A 19,173-nucleotide genomic window follows, 5' to 3' on the forward strand; every position below is an offset into this window, starting at 1 on the left:
GGGCTCGGGGCTGAGTGAGGTTCAGCCCTTGCTGGCGCCGGCCGAGAGGCCGGCCACCAGGCGACGTTCGAACAGGACAAAAGCGATGATCATCGGCAGCAGGGTGACCATGACCGCGGCGGTCAACTGGCCCCAGACCGTGCCGTACTGGGTGAGGTAGGTGTAGAGGCCGACGGAGATCAGCCGCAGGTCCGGATCGCTGACGAAGGTGCTGGCGATCAGGTAGTCGTTCCAGACGTAGACGAAGGTGATGATGGCGGCGGCGCCGAGGCCGGGTTTGGCCAGCGGCAGCACCAGTCGCAGGAATGCGCCGGCTGCCGACATGCCGTCGACCCGCCCGGCCTCCTCGATCTCCACCGGGATCGACTCGAAGAAGCCGCGCAGGATCCACACGATGGTCGGCACCTGCCAGGCCGAGTAGATGACGATCATGACGAGGTAGGTGTCGTAGACGCCGAGCTTGACGGCGAGGTAGTAGAGCGGCACCAGGACCGCGATGCCGGGAACCATCGAGGTCATCAGGATGAAGAAGAGCAGCCCGGCCTTGCCGCGGAACCGGTAGCGGGCCGCCGAGTAGGCCGCCGGCACGGCGATGATCAGGGTGACCAGGACCGTGACGACGCTGACGATCACGCTGTTGAGCAGGTTCAGCGGGATCTGGGAGTGGAACAGCACCGCCTCGTAGTTCTCCAGGGTGAGGTGTTCCGGGATCCACCGCACCGGTGTGGCCAGTACGGTCGACTCCGGCTTGAGCGAAGTGCTCAGTCCCCACAGCAGCGGCAGGACGGCGAACCCGGAGGCAGCCAGCAGGCCGAGGTAGATGCCGGCCCGCCGGACCCGGCTCGGACGGCGGGCGGACCGGGCGGCGCCGCGCGCCGCGCCGACGCTCGGCGTGGAGGCCCGGGTGCCGGCTGGGGTCGCGGTGCCGGTCAGGGTGTCAGCCATCGTTCTTCCCCTTGAGAACCCGGATGTACGCCACACCGAAAACGATGTTGAGGACGAAGAGCACGACGCTGTACGCGGCACCGACGCCGATCTTGAAGAACTGGAACGACTGTAGGAACGCGTTGAGGCTGAGCACCTGCGTGCCGGAGAACGGTCCACCGCCGGTGAGCGTGTAGACCAGCGTGACCATGTTGAAGTAGAGGAGGGTCAGCATGATCACGAGGATCAGCAGCGTCGACCGGATCGTCGGCACGATGACCTGGAAGAACGACTGACGTGGGGTGCAGCCGTCGACCCGGGACGCCTCGATCTGCTCGGCCGGTACGGTCTGTAGCGCGGCGAGGCAGAGGATCGTGGCGAGCGGGTAGCTGAGCCAGACGTTCACCACGATCAGTGACGCCATCGAGCCCCACGTCGACGAGAGTGGGCCCTCGCCGCCGAAGAGACCGTGCAGCGGGCCGTACTGGCCGTTGAGTAGCCACTTCCAGAGCAGGGCCGCGACGGTCTGGGAGACCACCCACGGCAGCAGGATGACCACCCGGAACAGCCGGACGAACCGGACCTGCTTGTTGAGCAGGACCGCCAGCGCGAGCCCGAGCGGCACGGCCAGCAGGAGGGAGGCGACGACGTACACGAAGGTGCGGGCGATGTCGGCCCAGCCGGCTGGCCCGAGCACCGTGGCGAAGTTGTCCCAGCCGATGAACTCGACCGTGCGCAGGGCCCGGGTCCGGTAGACGCTGAGCCGAAGCGCGTAGGCGATCGGGAAGACCGAGACAAGCGCGACGAGCACCAGGGCCGGCAGGTAGAGCGCCACCGGGCCGAGTCGGCGTCGGCGGGCCGCGTTAGCGCCCTCGGGTGGTGGGGCGGCCGACGGTCGGTGATCCGTGCCGGCCGTGACCACTGTGGACGTGGCGCTCACCGGCGTGCACCCGACCGGTGAGCGGCGACCAGACCACCGGTGACCAGGGTGCCGACCGTGATGGCGATCGGAGCCCCACCGGTGGGCGGTGGCTGCGGGAGAATGGTGACCACTGAGGAGTACCTCCTGAACGCGCTGTGGGGTACTATCTTGGAATCGATTTCAGATTGGTTTCGCAAGAGTTAACGCCCCCGGTCAGGGCCGTGTCAAGAGGCGATCCTGACCGCGTGCGAGCAGAGCCCTCGGTGGCTCGACGAACCAGAGGGGTACCCGATGGCCAACATCTATGACGTGGCGAAGGCGGCCGACGTCTCGCCCGCCACCGTCTCCCGGGTGCTCAACGGCGGCAGCGTCAGCCCCGAGCGCGCCGCCCGCGTCCGGGCCGTCTGCGAAGAGCTGGGGTTCCGGCCCAACCGGGTGGCCCGTGGCCTGCGCAGACAGCGCAGCGACGTGCTCGCTCTGATCATCTCCGACATCGAGAACCCGTTCTTCACCGCGCTGGCCCGAGGTGTGGAGGACGTGGCCCGGGCCAGCAATCTCTCGGTCGTGCTGTGCAACGCCGACGACGACCCGGAGAAAGAGGCGGAGTACCTCGACGTCGCCCTGGCCGAACACATGGCGGGCGTCGTCATCTTCCCGGCCTCGCTTGCTGAAACCGATGTCACCGCCCTCCTGGACCGGGGCGTTCCGGTCGTCGCGGTCGACCGATCCCCGGAGTCGGCGACGATCGACACCGTCACCGCCGACGACGAGATCGGCGCGTACACCGCCACCCGGCACCTCCTGGACGAGGGATACCGCCGGGTCGCCTGCATCACCGGCCCGCGCGCCTCGTCGGCGGCGATGGTGCGGCTACGCGGCTTCCTGCGCGCCCACCGTGAGGGCGAGGCCCCGCGCCGGCGGCCCCGGGTGATCTACTCCGACTTCCGGGTCCGGGGCGGCTACCAGGCGATGAGTGAACTGCTCGACCTTGCCGAGCCGCCGGACGCGGTGCTGGCCACCAACAACCTGATGGCGGCGGGCGCCCTGGAGGCGCTCTACGACCGTGGCCTGCGACCGCCGACGATCGGCCTGGCCGCCTTCGGCGACACGTTCTGGTCGCACCTGGTCCGGCCGGCCTTGACCACCGTGCATCAGCCGGCGTACGAGATCGGCCAGGCCGCCGCCGAGTTGCTGCTCAAGCGGCGGCACGCGCCCGACATCGAGCCGCAACGCCTCGTGCTGCCGACCCGGCTGCAGATCCGGGGCAGTTCCCGCCGCACCGCCGAGGCGGAACCGACCCCGACCGCCGCTCCGGCGACCTCGGCCACCGGTTCGGCGTCGGCCGATGGTCGGACGGTGCCGACCGGAAGCCGGGCGAGTGCGGCGGACGCGGTGGTGGGCGCCAAGCAGTCACCCCGCCTCGGCCAGCCGCCGGTCCGGGAGCAGGCGACCGGCCAGGCGCGTGCGACCGGGCGCGGCAGGTTGACCCGGCCGCGCCGGCCGGGCGCCACGACGTGAACCCCCGCGCGGTGAAATCGATTTCTGGCGTGCTTCCGGTCTGCGCCCTCCAGAGCTGATGTCGCCTCGTGTCCGGGTAGCCGACAGGTCAGTCCGGCGGCGACCCGGCGGGGCCGTTCTCGACCGTGGCCAACCGCTGGAGCCGGGCCAGCGCGTGTACCTCCTGTCGGCTGCTCGGATACAGCGAGGTGTAGTGCGGAAAGAGGGCATCGTAGGTGGCCTGGTTCGCCGGGTTCGGTTCGACGAGTCGCCCCGGCACCGTCCAGTCGGTCTCGGGCGGCACCAGGCCCGCCCCGATGGCCGCCAGCAACGCGTCGCCGTAGCTGGCCCCGATCGTCACCCGGGGTACCTCCTGGCGGCGTCCGGTCACGTCGCTGACGATCTGCGTCCACAGCCCGCCCTGGGTGCCACCGCCGACCGCGACCAGCCGGCGCACCGGATTGGCCTCGGTGTCGAGCAGGTCCAGGATCTGTCGGATGCCGAACGCGATTCCCTCGTACACCGCCCGGAACAGGTGGCCACGGCCGTGCCGGAGGGTGAGCCCGGCGATGACGCCCCGGGCGTCGGGGTCGAAGATCGGCGTCCGTTCACCGGCGAAGTACGGCAGCACCAGCAGCCCGTCGGCGCCCGGCGGGATTCCGGCCGCCTCGTCGACCAGCGTCTCGAACGGCACCTCACCCACCAGGTCACGTAACCAACTGGTCAGGCTGCCGGAGGTGGCCATTCCCGCCGCCAGGCAATGGTCGCCGGGCGCGACGCCGGCGGTGTTCCAGAGCTGCGGATGCCGGGCCGCCTCCCGCAGCATCTGCACGAAGAACATGGTCGAGCCGTACATGAGCATCAGGTCGCCGGGCGTACGGACGCCGACGCTGACCGCCTCCGCCCAGGCGTCCACGGTGCCCGCGCAGACCGGCGTGCCGGCCGGCAGACCGGTGGCCTCGGCCGCTGCGGCGGTCACCGTGCCGACCACCTCGCCTGACCAGGCCAGCCGGGGTGCCGGCAGGTCGGCCGCGATCTCCTCGTACCACGGTTCGTGCCACCGCCGGGCCGTGACGTCGTACCAGGGCACGCACTGGCTGGCGGTGTGGTGGTCGATGACGTACTCGCCGGTGAGCCGGCCGACCACGTACGAACTGGAGTTGTACCAGCGACGCGCCCGTGCCCACACCTGCGGTTCGTGCCGGCGGACCCAGAGCGCCTTCGGGCCGACCGCCTGGGTGGTGATCGGCGCGCCGCACCGTTCCAGGACGGCGTCGGCGCCGTACCGGTCGGTCAGCTCGTCGATCTCGGCGGTGGCCCGCATGTCGACGCCGTACAGGATCGCCGGCCGCACGGGCCGGTCGTCGGCGTCGCAGAGCACCAGGCAGGGGCCGACCCCGCTGACGCAGACGGCGGCGATCGGCGCGCCACCCGCGCGGCCGGTCAACTCGGCCGCGATCGAGGTGACGTCGGCCCACCAGACCGCCTCGGCGTCGACCTCGGCCCAGCCCGCCCGGGGCATCGACATCGACCTCGGCCGGGGCCGCACGGCCGTGGCCAGCACCCGCCCCTCGGGATCGGTCAGGACGCCCTTGCTGCTCCCGGTGCCCAGGTCGATGCCGATCAGCAGCGGGCCCATCAGATCCGCACGTCCCCGCACAGGTGCACGACCACGCCGAGCGCCTCGAACATCGCCGCCTTGGCCAGCAGGGCCCGGTCGGCGCTGGCCGCGTCGAGCCCGTACGCCACGTTGAGGTGGTTGGCCTTGTGCCGGGCCATCAACTGGTCGCGGCCGACCCCGTGCAGCACCGCGTGCATGATCGGCCACTGCGGAGTGGTCGCGTCGAGACGTCGGCGGGTCTCCTCCTCCGGCAGTTCGACGACGGTGCCCCGACCGAGATCGACGTGCAGCACCCCGTCGGCGATGAAGACCCGGGACCAGACGATCTCGCCCGGCCTGGACACCCCGCTGAGGGTCCCGCCGCCGAGCGGGAAGTACATCGGCGGTTGCCGCATGCTGTAGCTGCGGTGGTAGCCGCCGTTGTGCGACGCGGGCACCGAACCGGAGATCTCCATGACCCAGACGAAGCGCCCGTCGTGGTCGTCGCCCCACCGGATGTCGTGCAGCGTGGTCGCCGGGTCCAGCCCCATCGCGGTCCAGATCCGGTTGGTCACCAGCGAGTCGACGGCCACGCCCTCGTCGACCTCGTTGAAGTGCGGCAGCGGCTGGCCCGGGTAGAGCTCGCGGGCGCCGTCACGGCTGCGCACCGGCGGTCGCTCGACGTTGTTGAGCAGACCCTCGGCGAGATCACTGGCGGGCACGGTGTCCTTGAGCCCCTGCTGGTACTGGATGCCCACGGCGTCCAGGCCGAAGTCGTCGGAGATCCGCAGCGCGGCGACATACATGCGGAACTGGCTGAGCAGCTGCGCGTCGGTGAGTTCGCTCGCCTCGTCGGTACCGGTGTGGAAGGTCATCCCTGCGGCGTCCAGCCAGTCGCGCACCGCCTGTGCCTCGTCGTCGCCGACCCGGGCCATCTCGGCGACGAGTGCGCTCTGCGACAGCCGCTCCTTGTAGATGCCGAGCGGGTTGAGCAGCTCGTCGTCGATGATCGCGTTGTACATGCCCATGCAACCCTCGTCGAAGACACCGATGATCGCCTTGTCGCGGCGCAGTTGCGCGGCGAGGGCCCGACCCAGGTCCACCTCCGGGGCCGCCGGAAGCTGCGGCAGGTCGCGTACGTGGCTCAGGTCGTGGGTCAGGATCCCGGTCGCCAGCCAGGTCCGCAGCCCGCGCACCGCCCAGTCGTCGGTGAAGTCCTTGCTCCACAGGATGGAGTGCGCGACGTCGGCCTTGGTGAGGCTCGCCGTCAGGTTGAGCAGGCCGACCAGACCGGGGAACTGGCCGCTCCAGTTGGCTACCACGAGGATCGGCCCCCGGTGGGTACGCAGCCCGGCGAGCACATGGTGGCTGTACTGCCAGACCGCCTCGGCGACGATCAGCGGCGCGTCCGGCGGGATGGTGCGGAAGACCTCGATGCCCTGGCGTTGGCTGGCGATGAAGCCGTGCCCCTCGCCGGTGTCCTCCGGGTGCGCGCGCTGGACCCGCCAGCCGAGAGCGTCGACCGCTGCCGCCAGGTCGTTCTCGAACTGCCGCTGCGCCGGCCAGCAGGTGACGTTCGCGGACTGGCGCAGATCACCGCTGGCCACCGTGTAGACGACGCCAGGTTCGGCGCTGATCTCCTCGGCCGGCGGGGGAAACAGGTAGGTGCTCACGAGGGGTCTCCTTGCGGGACGGGCAGGGGGTGGGGTCACAACAGGTCGGCGACGTCGGCCGCCAACGCACGGCGGTCGGCCGGCGAGATCCCGTCGAGCGGGGCGCGTAGGCCGGAGGTGGCCACGCCACGCAGCTCCAGAACCGCCTTCAGATGGGCGAGGTTGCCGTGCCGGGTGGCGGCGACGGCGCGTCGAGCCCGTTCCCGGGCGACCCGCAGGGCCACGGGGTCGTCGGCCCGCAGGGCGTCGCGTACCTCCAGGAAGGGAGCGGGGAGCACGGAGCTGACACCGGACACCACGCCGGTCGCGCCGATCCCCACCACCTCGGCGAACTCAAGGTCCGCGCCGGAGTAGACCTCGATCTGCGGGTGGGGCAGGGCGGCGAGGTACGCGGCAACCGCCGCGCTGCCCTCGCCACTGATCTTCACACCGGCCAGCCCGGTCCCGGCGAGTCGACCGAGCAGCTCCGGCGAAACCGAGGTGGTGGTCCGCTCGGCGAACACGTACCCGTACACCGGTATGCCGGCGGCCCGGGCCACCACCGTGTCGTAGTACCTCAGCAGCGCGGCCTCGGTGGCGGGGAAGTAGTAGGGGGTGAGCGCCGCCAGCCGCCGGGCACCCTGGTCGACCGCTGCCGCGGTGAGCTGCCCGGCCTGGTGGGTGGAAGCGGCCCCGACGTGCCAGTAGGTCCGCTCCGGGCCGAAGACGGCGCCGGCCACCGCGCAGACCGCCAGCCGCTCCTCGTCGCTGAGGGTGGTGAACTCGCCGGTCGTGCCGGCGACGAAGACGCCGTCCAGCGGCGTGTCGGCCAGCCCCTCGTAGGCGGCCTTGGTGGCATCGAGATCGACCGCGCCGTGCTGGTCGAAGAGCGTGGGCAGCGCGCTGATCAGGGCCGCCTGGGGGTACGCGGTCACAGTGTCGAATCCTTCGTTGAGGTGGCGGGTGCCGGGGCCGTGGCCTGTAGCCGCGCGCAGGTGGTCCGTAGGTGCCGGTGTAGTTCGGTCTTGACCGCCGTCACGTCGCCTGCGGCGGCCAGGTCGGCGAGGTCGTGGTGCTCTCGCGCCGACGGGGCGAGATCGTCGAGCCGTTTGCCGGAGGCGTGCAGCAGTCCCTCGATGGTCGGGCGGAACTGGTGCCACAGCACGTTCAGCCGGGTCAGTCCGGCGACCTCGAAGAAGGCGCTGTGGAACCGCAGGTCCGCACTGGTGAAGGCAGCCGCGTCGGGTACGGCCACGGCGGCGTCCATCTCCGTCAGGGCGGCCCGCAGCGCGGCGGCGAGGACCTCCCGGTGCCCGGCGATGGCCCGCTCCGCGGCGAGCAGTTCGAACGACTCCCGTAGGGCCATCAGCTCGTCGATGTCCGCGGCGCTCAGCGAGCGGGTCACGGCGTACCGGCCGGTGCCGGTGACCAGCCCTTCGGCCCGAAGGATCTTGATCGCGTCCCGGACCGGTCCCCGGCTGACCTGGAAGGACTCGGCCAGCTCCTCCTCCACCAGCCGGGTGCCGGTCGGCACGTCCCCGGCGATGATGCGTCGCCGCAGCTCGGTGGCGAGTCGCTCACCGAGCGACTCCGTCCGGATCGGCCTACCGTCGAACACTGTCACCTCCTGAAAACTGTTAACAGTTAACACCCCGGGTGCGAGGACGGTCAACGGGCAGCGTGAGACGCCCACGGTTGATCATCACGGCACCTGAACCCGTGGGCCGGCTACGGCTCGTCAACGGGCGCCTTCGCAGCGATAAGCCCCGGCTGCGGGCACCTCGGCGTATCCGTACGCGGCGCCGGTCTAGGTCGTGTCGGTCGGTGTGTGGGCGCCGATGTGTTGAACGGTGTGGGAGCCGGTGCGGACGGCGGTGGTGATGGCGTCGGGTAGTGGGATGTCGCGGGCGAGGTCGAGGGCGAGGCTGCCGAGGAAGGCGTCGCCGGCCCCGGTGGTGTCGACGGCCTGGACGGTGGGTGCGGGTGCGGTGCCGACTCCGTCGGGATGGGCGTAGGCGGCGCCGTGCTGGCCTGCGGTGACGATGACGGCACGGGGGCCGAGGCGCCGTAATGCGACTGCGGCCATCACGGGATCATCGGTGGTGTTCCGGAGGATGGCGGCGGCTTCGTGCTGATTGACCACGAGGATGTCCAGGCGCTGCAGGACGCTGTGGTCGAGTTGGGGGTGGGGAACGAGGTTGCCGATGACGATCGGTGCGCGGCGGTGGCTCAGCAGCGTGGTTACGGGTTCGGGCGGCAGGTCGAGTTGCACGACCACTGCTTACGTCGTGAGACTGGCGACGGCGTGGTCGATGTCGTCGGCGGTGAGTTCGGTGGCGGGTGAGAGGGCCAGGCTTGAAGCAGCGGATGCGGTACGAGGACAACCCAGCCGAAGCCAGCCCTCGCCTTCCTGCGCGCTGACGTATGCGCCCCTCGCAGTCGACCAGACCGGACTCAGGGTGGCGTGCGGGCCGTGCCGCCGGCGTCGGCCGAAGCGCAACCTCGTTGCGTCGTCCATTGCTGCCATGGTGGTGGCGGGCAATCCGACGGTCAAGAACATCCGCTGCGGCGTGGTCGCCGACCCCGCCTCGTTTTGCTGTGGTCCGGCAGCGGCGCATCATGTGTGATTGCACGGGTTTCCTCATTGCACTGTTCTTGCAATAGCACCGTTGTCGCATTCGACTTTGCCGAATATCGTCCTCCTGGCAATCGCTGCGGGAAAGGTGACCGATATTCCGTGCGTGGATTACTGGGCAACAGAACCTACCGGCGGCTGTTCGCTGCCCAGGTGATCGCGCTCGTCGGCACTGGTTTGGCGACGGTGGCTCTCGGCCTGCTCGCGTACGACATCGCGGGGGCGCGGGCTGGCGAGGTTCTCGGGACCGCGTTGGCGATCAAGATGGTCGCGTACGTGTGCGTATCGCCACTGGTCGGAGCAGGGCTGGACCGGGTGCCGCGTGGCGTGGTGATGGTGGGCGCTGACGCGATCCGGCTCGGGGTGGTCCTGCTGCTGCCGTGGGTCGACGCGGTCTGGCAGGTCTACGTCCTCATCGCCGTACTACAGGCCGCGTCGGCCACGTTCACGCCCACCTTCCAATCCGTGCTCCCCGATGTCATCGAAGACGAGGACGACTACACGAAGGCGGTCTCCGCGTCGCAGGTAGCCGTTTCGGCGGAGAACATCGCCAGCCCGGCAATCGCCGCCGGACTGCTCCTCGTCATCGACTTCAATTTTCTTTTCGTGGGGACCGCCGTAGGGTTTCTCGTGTCGGCGCTGTTCGTGAGCGCAGCCGTGGTTCCCCGAGCACGACGCAGCAGCCGCATCCGGTTTGCTGAGCGACTGTTGGCGGGACTGCGCGTGTTCGCGGCCACCCCGCGCCTACGGGCGGTGATGGCACTGAACATGGTGGTCGCCGGCTCGGGCTCCATCACCGTCGTCAGCACCGTCAACGTCGTACGCGACCTGCTGGACGCCCCCGAATCACAGGTCCCACTCCTGCTCGCCGTCGCCGGCCTCGGAACGGTCACGGCGGCCTTCGGAACGCCGCCGCTGCTGCGCCGGCTTCAGGAACGACGCGCACTACGTGTCGGGACCACCACGGCCTTGGTCGCAATGCTGGGAGCACTGTTGCTGTCTGCGGTGCCGTCGTGGCCCCTCGCGATCTGCGTGTGGCTCCTCATCGGCTTCGCGGGCGGCCTCATCATGGTCACGATCAACCGGATCCTGCGTGCATCGTCGGCCACCTCCGACCGGCCAGCCCTGTTCGCAGCCCAGTTCTCACTGTCCCACTCCGGCTGGCTGATCACCTACCCCCTCACCGGCTGGGTCGGAGCAACCGCAGGCTTCACCGCAGCGTGGACGCTCCTCGCGGGCATGGTGCTCACGGCCGGATTCATCGCCGCCCGACTCTGGCCAGCCGGTCTCACCGTCACCGTCCGGCACAGGCACGGCGCTGGCACTGACCACGAGCACCTGGACGACGCCACGTGGGACGGGGCCGCGTGGGTCCACACCCACCGCGTCGTGATCGACGGCCACCACACCCGATGGCCACAACCCGCATGAACACGATCGCCCGCACTGCCCCGGCGTGGATCGCTTGGTCGCACCAGTGCGTCGCCGTAGTCGAGGTGAGGTTGCCGCAGGGCGACCGAACGTCAGGACGATTCGTCCGGCGGAGGAACCCAGGAGGGCATGGTCTTGATGACCACGTCAAGCAGTACGCGTAGTCGCTGGTAGTCCTCGTCGCCCAGCGAATCGCGGATGTGGTTGTCCAGGTGCAGCATGAGCCGGTCGGCTCTGGCCGTCTCGCGGCGTCCGCTGTCGGTGAGGTGCAGTTCCTGGATGTTCGCGTGGCGCGGGTGGGTTCGGCGTTCGATCAGGCCGCGTTCGACGAGTTTCACGACCAGCGGTGTGATCGCCTGCGGCGTCACCCCGACCACGCGGGCCAGTTCGGCGCCGGTCAGGCCGGGCGTCACTCCCAGGTTGGCCAGGAGGGCGTAGAGCGAGCCTGACACGCCGATCTTGCGTAGCGGCGGCTCTTTGGCGGCGAGTACGGCGAGGTCGGCCCGGCGCAGTGTCGACGCGACGCGGCCGAGCATCTCTTCGCGATCGAAAGTCACTGCCGTTTCGTCGGTCACGGTCAAGGAGCTTACCGCACCTTGATCTGGATTCATGCCTTGCGCCATATCAATGTCTTGATACTCTCGTCATGCGGGTCGATGCCGTCGACCTCACCGACGCTCCATCCACTCAAGCGAGCTGAGCACGGAAGGGGATCATGGACATGCACTGGACGCAGAGGGCGAACCCAACACACCGGAGATCCCGCCGCACGCTGATCGCCACGAGCCTCGCCCTCGGCCTGCTCACCGTCGCGGGTGCCTGCGGCACCGACGGCGAACCGGCCGAGACAACCGAATCGGGCCTGACCCGACTCGTCATCGACTTCAGCCCAACCGCCAACAACGCGCAGCTCTCGCTCGGCATCGACCAGGGAATCTTCGAACGGTACGGCTTCGAGATCGACCAGGTGCCGGGCTCCGGAGCCAGCGCCAACAGCGTCGCACTGCTCCTCAACGGACAGATCCAACTAGCCGTCAGCGAGATCACCGCAGTGCCGGCCGCCGTCGCCGCCGGCTTCCCGGTGCAGATCGTCACCTCACTGGTCACCGACTACGAGTCGCCGGAGGGCGACGCGTTCTCCCTGGTCGTGCCGGAGGCCAGCGACATCCGGTCGTTCGCGGACCTGACCGGCCGGACCGTCGCCGTCAACGGCCTGGAAAGCTTCTTCGACCTGACCGTCCTCGAAGCGGTGCGCCGGGCGGACGGCGACCCGAGCGCGGTCCGGATCCTCGCCGTGCCCTTCGAGGACCAGGTCGCCGCGCTGCGGCAGGGCCGCGTCGACGCGATCAGCACCCTGGAGCCGTTCGCCGGTCAACTACTCACCGGCGGCGGGTTCCGTTCCCTCGGCAACCCCGCCACCAGTGCGCTCGGCCCGCGCAGTGTGCCCAGCATCCTGATGGGCTCCCAACGGTTCGTGGACCGGAATCCGGACGTGATGCGCCGCTTCCTCCAGGCGTGGGGCGAGGCGACCACGTACGCCAACGACAACCCGGAAGCGGTCCGGGCGACGATCGTACGGACCACCGGCGCACCTCCCGAGGCGGTGGCGGAGCTGCCACTGCCCTGGTACGTCAGCGGGATCGACCGACGCTCGGCGGAACTCATCGCCCGGCTGATGGTCGACTACGACCGGATCGACACGGCACCGGCGCTGGACGAGTTCACCTGGTCGGAATCGCCGGACGCGCACGACCTCGGGACGCCCCCGCGCGGGCTCCGGGTCTCGGAGTAGGCGATGAGACCCACCCTGCTGCTACCCGTACTCACCACGGCGGCGCTGCTCGGCAGCTGGGAGGTGCTGTCCGGCACAGGCGTTCTCCCGGCCGAGGTGCCGCCGGTCTCCGACATCGCCGCCTGGCTCTGGGCCAACATCGGCACCGCCGTTGTCTGGACGGCCGTGTCGCAGACGCTGGCGCACTGGGCCGTCGCGCTGATCGTCGGTGTCACGGTCGGCGTGCTCGTCGGCGCCGCCATGGCGAGCGTCCCCGTGGTCAACGAACTGCTGCTCGGCATCGTCGAGTTCCTCCGTCCGATCCCGGTCGTGGTCTACCTGCCCATCATGTTGCTGCTGCTCGGCGCCAGGCCGGTGGTGGTGGTCGTACTGGCGGCGGTGGCGGCCCTGTGGCCGATGCTGCTCCAGACGCTCTACGGCGTGCGGGACGTCGACCCGGTCACCACCGACACGGCACGGGTGTTCGGACTGACCACACCGCAGCGGCTGGTCTGGGTGACGGCCCCGAGCATGCTGCCGTACTTCTTCACCGGCCTGCGGATCGCCTCGACGATCACGCTGCTGGTGGCGATCGCGATGGAACTCATCGGCGCCGTACCCGGCCTCGGCAACACCCTGGCCACGTACGCGGGCAACGGCCTGTACGACGCGACGTACGGCGTCATCGTCATCGCCGGCCTGCTCGGTGTCGGTCTCAACGCCGTCTTCGAGCGGCTGGAACGGCGGGCGTTGCGCTGGCACTCCGCCTACCGGACGCAGCAGGCATGAGGAGGTCACGCGTGATGAGAATCGTCCTTCGGCTGCTCGTACCCGTGCTGCTCGTGCTGCTCTGGTGGACGACCTCGGCGGGCAGCACGTCGCCCTTCTACCCGCCGCTGCGCGAGGTGCTGGCCGCCTTCCAGGAATCCTGGCTGTTCACACGCCTCGGCTCGGATCTGGTCCCGAGCGTCACCCGGCTACTCGCCGGCCTGCTGATCGCGACGGTCGTCGGGATCGCCGTCGGCGCGGCGCTCGGCCGCAGCCGGCTGCTCATGCAGGCCCTGAACCCGGCGGTGCAGTTCGGCCGTTCGCTACCCGGCACCGCACTGATCCCGATCAGCGTCGTCCTGTTCGGCATCGGCGACGGCTCGAAGATCCTGGTCATCGCGTTCGTGTGCCTGTTCCCGGTGCTGTTGAACACGGTCGACGCGGTCCGTGGGGTAGACCCGCACCTGGAGGACGTGGCCCGCTCGTACCGGCTCACCCCGGCGCAGCGGCTGGCCTTCGTACTGCTGCCGGCGGCGGCACCGCAGATCTTCGCCGGCATCCGCACGGCGCTGGGGATCGCTTTCATCATGATGGTCGTCACCGAGCTGTACGCCGCGACCAACGGCGTCGGCTTCGTCACCCTCAGCGCCCGCAATTCCTTCGACGTACCGCAGATGTGGGCCGGCACCGTGCTGCTCGGCCTGCTCGGGGTGGCGCTGAGCGCCCTCTTCCTCGTCCTGCAACGACGCGTCCTGAGCTGGCACATCGGCATGACGGAAAGGAACTGACATGCTCTCGGTAACGAACCTGCGTAAAACGTACGGCTCCGGCGGCCAGGCCGTCGAGGCGATCCGCGACCTGACCCTGACGGTCGACAAGGGGGAGTTCGTCTGCATCGTCGGGCCGTCCGGCGCCGGCAAGACGACCATGCTGAAGTGCCTCTGCGGCCTGCTGAAGCCGTCGTCGGGCACGGTCACCCTCGACGGCGCCCCGGTCACCGGGCCGCCGAAGGAGATCGCCTCGGTATTCCAGGACTACAGCCGCTCGCTGATGCCCTGGTTCACCGTGCAACGCAACGTCGGCCTGCCGCTGCGCAACCGGTACCGGTCGGCGGCCGACCGCGCCGAGCGGGTCGCCACGGCGCTGGACGCGGTGGGCTTGAGCGGGTTCGGCGACCGCTACCCGTGGCAGCTCTCCGGCGGCATGCAGCAGCGCGTGGCGATCGCCCGGGGTCTGGCGTACGCGCCGGAGATCCTGCTGTTGGACGAGCCGTTCGCCTCGGTGGACGCCCAGACCCGCGCGGACCTCGAAGACCTGATCCTGCGGGTACGCGACGACACCGGCGTCACCATGCTCCTCGTCACGCACGACATCGACGAGGCGGTCTACCTGGCGGATCGGGTGGTGGTGATGTCCGCGCGTCCGAGCGTCGTGCTCGAAACGGTGCCGGTCGACCTTCCCCGCCCGCGTGACCAGGTGACCACCAAGCGCCTGCCCCGATTCGCGGAGCTGCGCGCACACGTACTGACGCTGATTCGGCGCACCGCCCTCGACGGCGCGGCGCCCACGCCTGACCAGCACTCGACGATCGGGGCACGACGATGAGCACGCAGATCGGGAACAGCACGACCCGGGACGGCGACCCGGCCGCCACCGGCGCAGAGGTGATCACCCTCGACCAGAGCACCGGTCGGGAACTGGCCCGCTACCCGGCGGCGGGTCCGGAGCAGGTGGGTGCGGCGGTCCAGGTCGCGCGGACGGCCGCCGGGCCGTGGTGGGACCTCGGCTTCGAAGGACGGGCGGTACGACTGCGTGCCTGGCGCCGGGAGATCGCCCGGGGCGGGGAGGACCTGGCGGCGCTGATCCACGCGGAGAACGGCAAGTCCCTGGAAGACGGCCGGGCAGAGGTGCTCTCCGTCCTCGGGCACCTGACCTTCGTGCTCGACAACGTCGAACGGGTCCTCGGCCGCCGCGAGGTTCCCCCGTCGGCCTCGATGCCGAACCAGCGGGCGTGGGTGGAACACCTTCCCTACGGCGTGGTCGGCGTGATCGGGCCGTGGAACTTCCCGCTCGGCACCCCAGGAGCGATCGTCATCCACGCCCTGGCCGCCGGCAACGCCGTCATCCTCAAGCCCAGCCCGATCACCCCCGGAGTCGGCGTGTGGCTGGCCCGGTCCTGGCGTCGGGCCGTACCCGACCTGCCCGGCGCCTTCCAGACCGTCGTCGGCTTCGCCGCCACGGGTCAGCACCTCACCACCGGCGTGGACAAGATCGCGTTCACCGGCAGCGTCCGCTCGGGTCGGGCCGTGGCCGCGGCCTGTGCCCCGCGCCTGACCCCGATGCTGCTGGAACTCGGCGGCAACGACGCCGTCGTGGTGGCCGGGGACGCCGACCTGGACGACGCCGCCGCCCACATCACCTGGGGTGCCCTCCAGAACGCTGGCCTGGGCTGCATCAGCCTCGAAGTGGCCTACGTCGTGGACGCCGTGCACGACGCCCTGGTGGAGAAGATCGCCGCACACGCCGGGCGGGTGCATGCCGGCAGTGGCGACGACGACCTGATCGGCCCGGTCCCACTGCCCGCCCAGATCCCGGTCATCCGCCACCACGTCGCCGACGCACTCCAGCGGGGCGCCACCGCCGTGGTCGGCCCACCGGCCGACGGGACCACCGACGACCGGTACATCCAACCCACCATCCTCATCGACGTCCCGCCGGACGCCCTGGCCGCCACCGAGGAAACCTTCGGGCCGGTGCTGTCGATCGTCCGGGTCCGCGACACCGAGGAGGCGATCACCCGGATCAACGCCAGCCCGTACGGCCTGGGCAGCGCCGTGTTCAGCCGCGACCGGGGCGAGGACATCGCCCGCCGCCTGCGCGTCGGTATGACCAGCGTCAACGACGCGCTCGCCTTCTCGCAGCACGCCGGGCTGCCGTTCGGCGGGCGCGGACACAGCGGCCACGGCCGCAAGCACGGCGACGAAGGACTCCTCGAATTCGTCTACCCGCACGCCATCACCGTCAAGACCGGTCCCGCGCCGGCACCCACGACCACCTTCGCCCGTCCCCTCGGGGCGATGGCCAACGCTCTCGCCGCAGCCCGTGCGCGTCTGCTCGGCGAGGACGACCGCAAGGAAAGGAGCTGACCACCATGACCGAGGTACGACAGGCGCCGGCCGAGGACCGGATCGCAGACCTGCTGAACCGGATCGCGGCCGGATTCAGCTACCCACCCCGCTCACCGGTGCTGCGCTCGCCGGGCGAACTCGGACTCGACGTCGAGGACGTCACCTTCCCGTCCCGCGACGGAGTGCCGCTGGAGGGCTGGTTCCTGCCCGCGCCCGGCGCGACCAGGCTGGTCATCGCGAACCACCCGATGGGCTTCACCCGCGCCGGCCTGCCCACCCACCTGGAGCCCTGGCACTCGGCCTGGGCAGCCAGCGGCAACGGATTCGAGGTCGACTTCGTACCCGACTACCGGATCCTGCACGACGCCGGCTACCACGTCCTCGCCTACGACCTGCGTAACCACGGTCTCAGCGGCGCCGGCAACGGCGGCATCAGCTCAAGCGGCCTCTTCGAGGCCCGCGACGTCGTCGGCGCACTCACCTACGCCCGCCACCGCCCGGACACCCGCGACGCGGCCATCGGCCTGTTCAGCCGATGCCTCGGCGCCAGCTCCACCTTCGCTGCCATGACCCAGTTCCCCGAGGCGTTCGAGGGCGTACGCTGCCTCGTCGCACCGCAGCCGGTGACCGCGCGGGTCATCATGGAACGCCGACTGGCGATGCTCGACGCGGCGGGCCGGCTCGACGACCTGGAACAGCTCATCATCCGGCAGACCGGCATCGGCTTCGCCCGCCGCAGCCCGCAGGAATGGGCTCGCAGTGTCCGCGTCCCCACCTTCCTTTACCAGGTACGCGATGACATCCTCACCGACCCCAGCGACGTCCAGACGATGTACGACAACATCCCCATCACCGAGAAGAAGCTGCACTGGATCGAAGGGACGACCGCGCGCTGGGACGGCTACCTGGAGTTCCAGCGCCGCCCCGAGCCCATGCTCGACTGGTTCGCAAAGTACCTGTCCTGACCGGTGTTCGCTGTTCGGCAATGACCGGACATGCGCCATCGCGACCAGGGCAACGTGTTTCCTTTGCCCCACCTGCTTCCTGCGGGCCGTTCGGGGCTGGTGGGGTAACGGGGGATTAGGATCGAAGCTCGGCGAGGGCGTTGGTGAGGATTCCGGACAGCGATCGTTGTGCGACACTGTCGCGAAGCGCTTGCCAGTGGGGATAGTAGTTCAACATCCGACCTGGGTTGGACGGATCCGGATAGCCGGCGAACACCCCCCAGCGCCACAGCGCGTACTCGTGCCGGGTGGCCATCGGTCCGCCAGCATGTTCCGAGCAGTAGAAGTAGCCGGGGATGAACAATTCCGGGTAGATCTGCCAAACCTCTTCCTCGTTCGGGATTGGCAGGAAGAACCGGTCGAAGTACATGTCGCAGTACACCTGGAACGTCGACTGGATCTTGGTGAAGGCGGCGATCAGGTACGCCTCCAGTTGCGCGGTCTGCAGGTTCGCCTGGGCCCGCGCCGCCAACGCCACCGGCCCCAGCGTCGCGATGAGGATGCCGAGGTCACGCATTGCCGCGAAGTTGAAGTTCTGCGCGACCACGTCGTAGCGGACGCTGATGGCCGTAACGCAACCAGTGGCGTCTTGCGCGAATCGTTGCTTGAGGCTGAGCGAGAAGTCCTGACTCTCGACGAACTCCAGCATGGCGTGCTCGGTGCAGCCTCGAACCTCGGCGACGGTCAGCGCGTCCATGTGATTCTTGATCGCTTGCTCGGAGCGCCGCACCTCACTGATCATCATTCCGACTGCCTGCTCAAGCGTCAGCTCACCGCTTTTTGACCCGCTGTAGAGGGAGTACGCGGCGTAGGCGAACTGTGCCACTTGGATGATCGTGCCCGGGTCCACCGCCTGCGCCGGCCGTGGGGCGGCCGGCACCGCCGCCCCGGTGGCCACCATCACGGCGACCAACCCTCGTACGGCGATCCGCTTGATCCTGGTCGCCATCCTCAGATCCCTCCGTTGTTCATCCGTTGCAGGACGTCCTTGGCGACCACCCAGCTCGTAGCGGCCCCGGCGGCGGCCTTGAGCGTCGCCTCGGTCCATGGCCCTTCCTGCCAGTGGCCGTTGACCTGGTAATCCTGGAAGGTGCGGTCACCGTAGGGCGTCCTGCAGGTGTGCACCACGTGGTAGATCGACGGGTGGTAGTCCATGTCGCCCTCCCGGGAGGAGCACTGCGGCTCCAGCCGGTTGACGATCGCCTCCATCGCCGTTCGATAGTTCGGCAGATACGTCGTCGTGCCGAGCCCTGCGGCGATCCTTGCCTGAAGTCCGACCGCGTAGAGCGATGCGACGGCAAAACCGAGATGATCGGCCTCAGGGCCGAATTCGACCGCGTCGAAGACGCTCTTGGCCTGACGTGCGTGCAGCGCTACCTGCAATGCGTAGTCCTGCAGCGGGTCCTCGGCGAGGAGCGGAAGGGAAGGCACCTCCAGGATCGCGTGCTGGGCGGCGCCGACCCAGGGGGCCGCCGCGACCGCGTCCAGATGCGAGATGATTTCGCTCTCGGCGTCGCGGACAACCCCGACAAACTGCTGCAACGCCTGAATGATCTGCTGCTCGGTCAGTTCACCCTGGCGGCTCTGCAGGAGGAGCCCGAAGGCGACCTCACCCACCTTCTTGATCGCGTCGACGCCGGCCGCCCGCGCTGGCGTCGCCGCACCCGGTAGCGTCACCACCACCGCGAGCGCCGCCACGGCAACGCCACGAATCACCCTCGCTACCAACCTGGGACTCCCTCCTGCCACTCACTGCTTGTCTGGCGTCACGGACCCCCGCGGCCATGACCGCCCGTTCTGATCTGCTTCCCTGTCCTTCGTGTCGGAAGGTGCCGAACCGA

At 69.6% G+C, this 19,173-nt stretch carries 18 protein-coding genes; 8 read left to right on the top strand and 10 right to left on the bottom strand.

Translation table 11 applies throughout. The features are described from left to right. Positions 1-21 precede the first annotated feature (21 nt). Complete coding sequence (locus tag E0H26_RS12930) at positions 22-945, bottom strand: carbohydrate ABC transporter permease (RefSeq protein WP_131303845.1); 924 nt, start codon at positions 943-945, stop codon at positions 22-24. Then, positions 938-1,864, bottom strand: coding sequence for a carbohydrate ABC transporter permease (locus E0H26_RS12935; RefSeq protein WP_131303846.1), 927 nt, complete (start codon positions 1,862-1,864; stop codon positions 938-940). Before E0H26_RS12935 ends, E0H26_RS12930 begins: the two co-directional genes overlap by 8 nt. A 273-nt stretch (positions 1,865-2,137) precedes the next feature. Between E0H26_RS12935 and E0H26_RS12940 the strand changes: the two genes are divergently transcribed. Further along, positions 2,138-3,364, top strand: coding sequence for a LacI family DNA-binding transcriptional regulator (locus E0H26_RS12940; RefSeq protein WP_206025048.1), 1,227 nt, complete (start codon positions 2,138-2,140; stop codon positions 3,362-3,364). Positions 3,365-3,452: 88 nt separating this feature from the next. Here the strand turns inward: E0H26_RS12940 and E0H26_RS12945 are convergent, their stop codons facing one another. From E0H26_RS12945 to E0H26_RS29870, 5 genes are all read right to left on the bottom strand, one after another. Beyond that, complete coding sequence (locus E0H26_RS12945) at positions 3,453-4,982, bottom strand: FGGY-family carbohydrate kinase (RefSeq protein ID WP_131303847.1); 1,530 nt, start codon at positions 4,980-4,982, stop codon at positions 3,453-3,455. Further along, positions 4,982-6,616: a fucose isomerase gene (locus tag E0H26_RS12950; protein WP_131303848.1), complete on the bottom strand. Its 1,635-nt coding sequence runs from the start codon at positions 6,614-6,616 to the stop codon at positions 4,982-4,984. The genes E0H26_RS12945 and E0H26_RS12950 overlap by 1 nt, the downstream gene beginning before the upstream one ends. 35 nt (positions 6,617-6,651) lie before the next feature. Beyond that, the gene (locus E0H26_RS12955; protein WP_206025050.1) at positions 6,652-7,530 is read right to left on the bottom strand and encodes a dihydrodipicolinate synthase family protein; all 879 of its coding nucleotides are present in this window, start codon (positions 7,528-7,530) and stop codon (positions 6,652-6,654) included. Continuing rightward, complete coding sequence (locus E0H26_RS12960) at positions 7,527-8,213, bottom strand: GntR family transcriptional regulator (protein ID WP_165521837.1); 687 nt, start codon at positions 8,211-8,213, stop codon at positions 7,527-7,529. The genes E0H26_RS12955 and E0H26_RS12960 overlap by 4 nt, the downstream gene beginning before the upstream one ends. A 189-nt stretch (positions 8,214-8,402) precedes the next feature. Continuing rightward, entirely contained in the window at positions 8,403-8,867 is a 465-nt protein-coding gene (locus E0H26_RS29870) for a PfkB family carbohydrate kinase (RefSeq protein WP_240742129.1), read from the bottom strand. 465 nt (positions 8,868-9,332) lie between these two features. On the opposite strand from E0H26_RS29870, the gene E0H26_RS12970 reads away from it, so the two are divergent. Then, a complete protein-coding gene (locus E0H26_RS12970) occupies positions 9,333-10,661 on the top strand; it encodes an MFS transporter (RefSeq protein WP_131304002.1) in 1,329 nt (442 codons plus the stop codon). A gap of 92 nt (positions 10,662-10,753) precedes the next feature. On the opposite strand, the gene E0H26_RS12975 is transcribed toward E0H26_RS12970, so the two are convergent. Then, positions 10,754-11,236, bottom strand: coding sequence for a MarR family winged helix-turn-helix transcriptional regulator (locus tag E0H26_RS12975; RefSeq protein WP_206025052.1), 483 nt, complete (start codon positions 11,234-11,236; stop codon positions 10,754-10,756). 146 nt (positions 11,237-11,382) lie between these two features. On the opposite strand from E0H26_RS12975, the gene E0H26_RS12980 reads away from it, so the two are divergent. From E0H26_RS12980 to E0H26_RS13005, 6 genes are read left to right on the top strand one after another with little or no spacing between them, the layout of a single operon-like run. After that, positions 11,383-12,453 carry an ABC transporter substrate-binding protein gene (locus E0H26_RS12980; RefSeq protein WP_165521838.1) on the top strand — a complete coding sequence of 357 codons (1,071 nt, stop codon included), beginning with the start codon at positions 11,383-11,385 and terminating at the stop codon, positions 12,451-12,453. Between the two features lie 3 nt (positions 12,454-12,456). Next, positions 12,457-13,221, top strand: a complete 765-nt coding sequence (locus tag E0H26_RS12985; protein WP_131303851.1) for an ABC transporter permease — start codon at positions 12,457-12,459, stop codon at positions 13,219-13,221. Positions 13,222-13,235: 14 nt separating this feature from the next. Then, positions 13,236-13,988, top strand: coding sequence for an ABC transporter permease (locus E0H26_RS12990; RefSeq protein WP_131303852.1), 753 nt, complete (start codon positions 13,236-13,238; stop codon positions 13,986-13,988). A 1-nt stretch (position 13,989) separates the two neighbouring features. Beyond that, positions 13,990-14,805: an ABC transporter ATP-binding protein gene (locus tag E0H26_RS12995; protein WP_131303853.1), complete on the top strand. Its 816-nt coding sequence runs from the start codon at positions 13,990-13,992 to the stop codon at positions 14,803-14,805. Next, positions 14,802-16,346, top strand: coding sequence for an aldehyde dehydrogenase family protein (locus E0H26_RS13000; RefSeq protein ID WP_131303854.1), 1,545 nt, complete (start codon positions 14,802-14,804; stop codon positions 16,344-16,346). Before E0H26_RS12995 ends, E0H26_RS13000 begins: the two co-directional genes overlap by 4 nt. 5 nt (positions 16,347-16,351) lie before the next feature. Continuing rightward, complete coding sequence (locus E0H26_RS13005; protein WP_131303855.1) at positions 16,352-17,293, top strand: alpha/beta hydrolase; 942 nt, start codon at positions 16,352-16,354, stop codon at positions 17,291-17,293. A gap of 115 nt (positions 17,294-17,408) precedes the next feature. On the opposite strand, the gene E0H26_RS13010 is transcribed toward E0H26_RS13005, so the two are convergent. Together E0H26_RS13010 and E0H26_RS13015 are read right to left on the bottom strand one after the other, a co-directional pair. After that, on the bottom strand, positions 17,409-18,281 hold the full coding sequence (locus E0H26_RS13010) for a hypothetical protein (RefSeq protein WP_131303856.1): 873 nt from the start codon (positions 18,279-18,281) through the stop codon (positions 17,409-17,411). 2 nt (positions 18,282-18,283) lie between these two features. Next, positions 18,284-19,048, bottom strand: a complete 765-nt coding sequence (locus tag E0H26_RS13015; protein ID WP_131303857.1) for a hypothetical protein — start codon at positions 19,046-19,048, stop codon at positions 18,284-18,286. Positions 19,049-19,173 lie beyond the last annotated feature (125 nt).

The organism is Micromonospora zingiberis (assembly GCF_004331455.1).
Lineage (GTDB): Bacteria > Actinomycetota > Actinomycetes > Mycobacteriales > Micromonosporaceae > Micromonospora > Micromonospora zingiberis.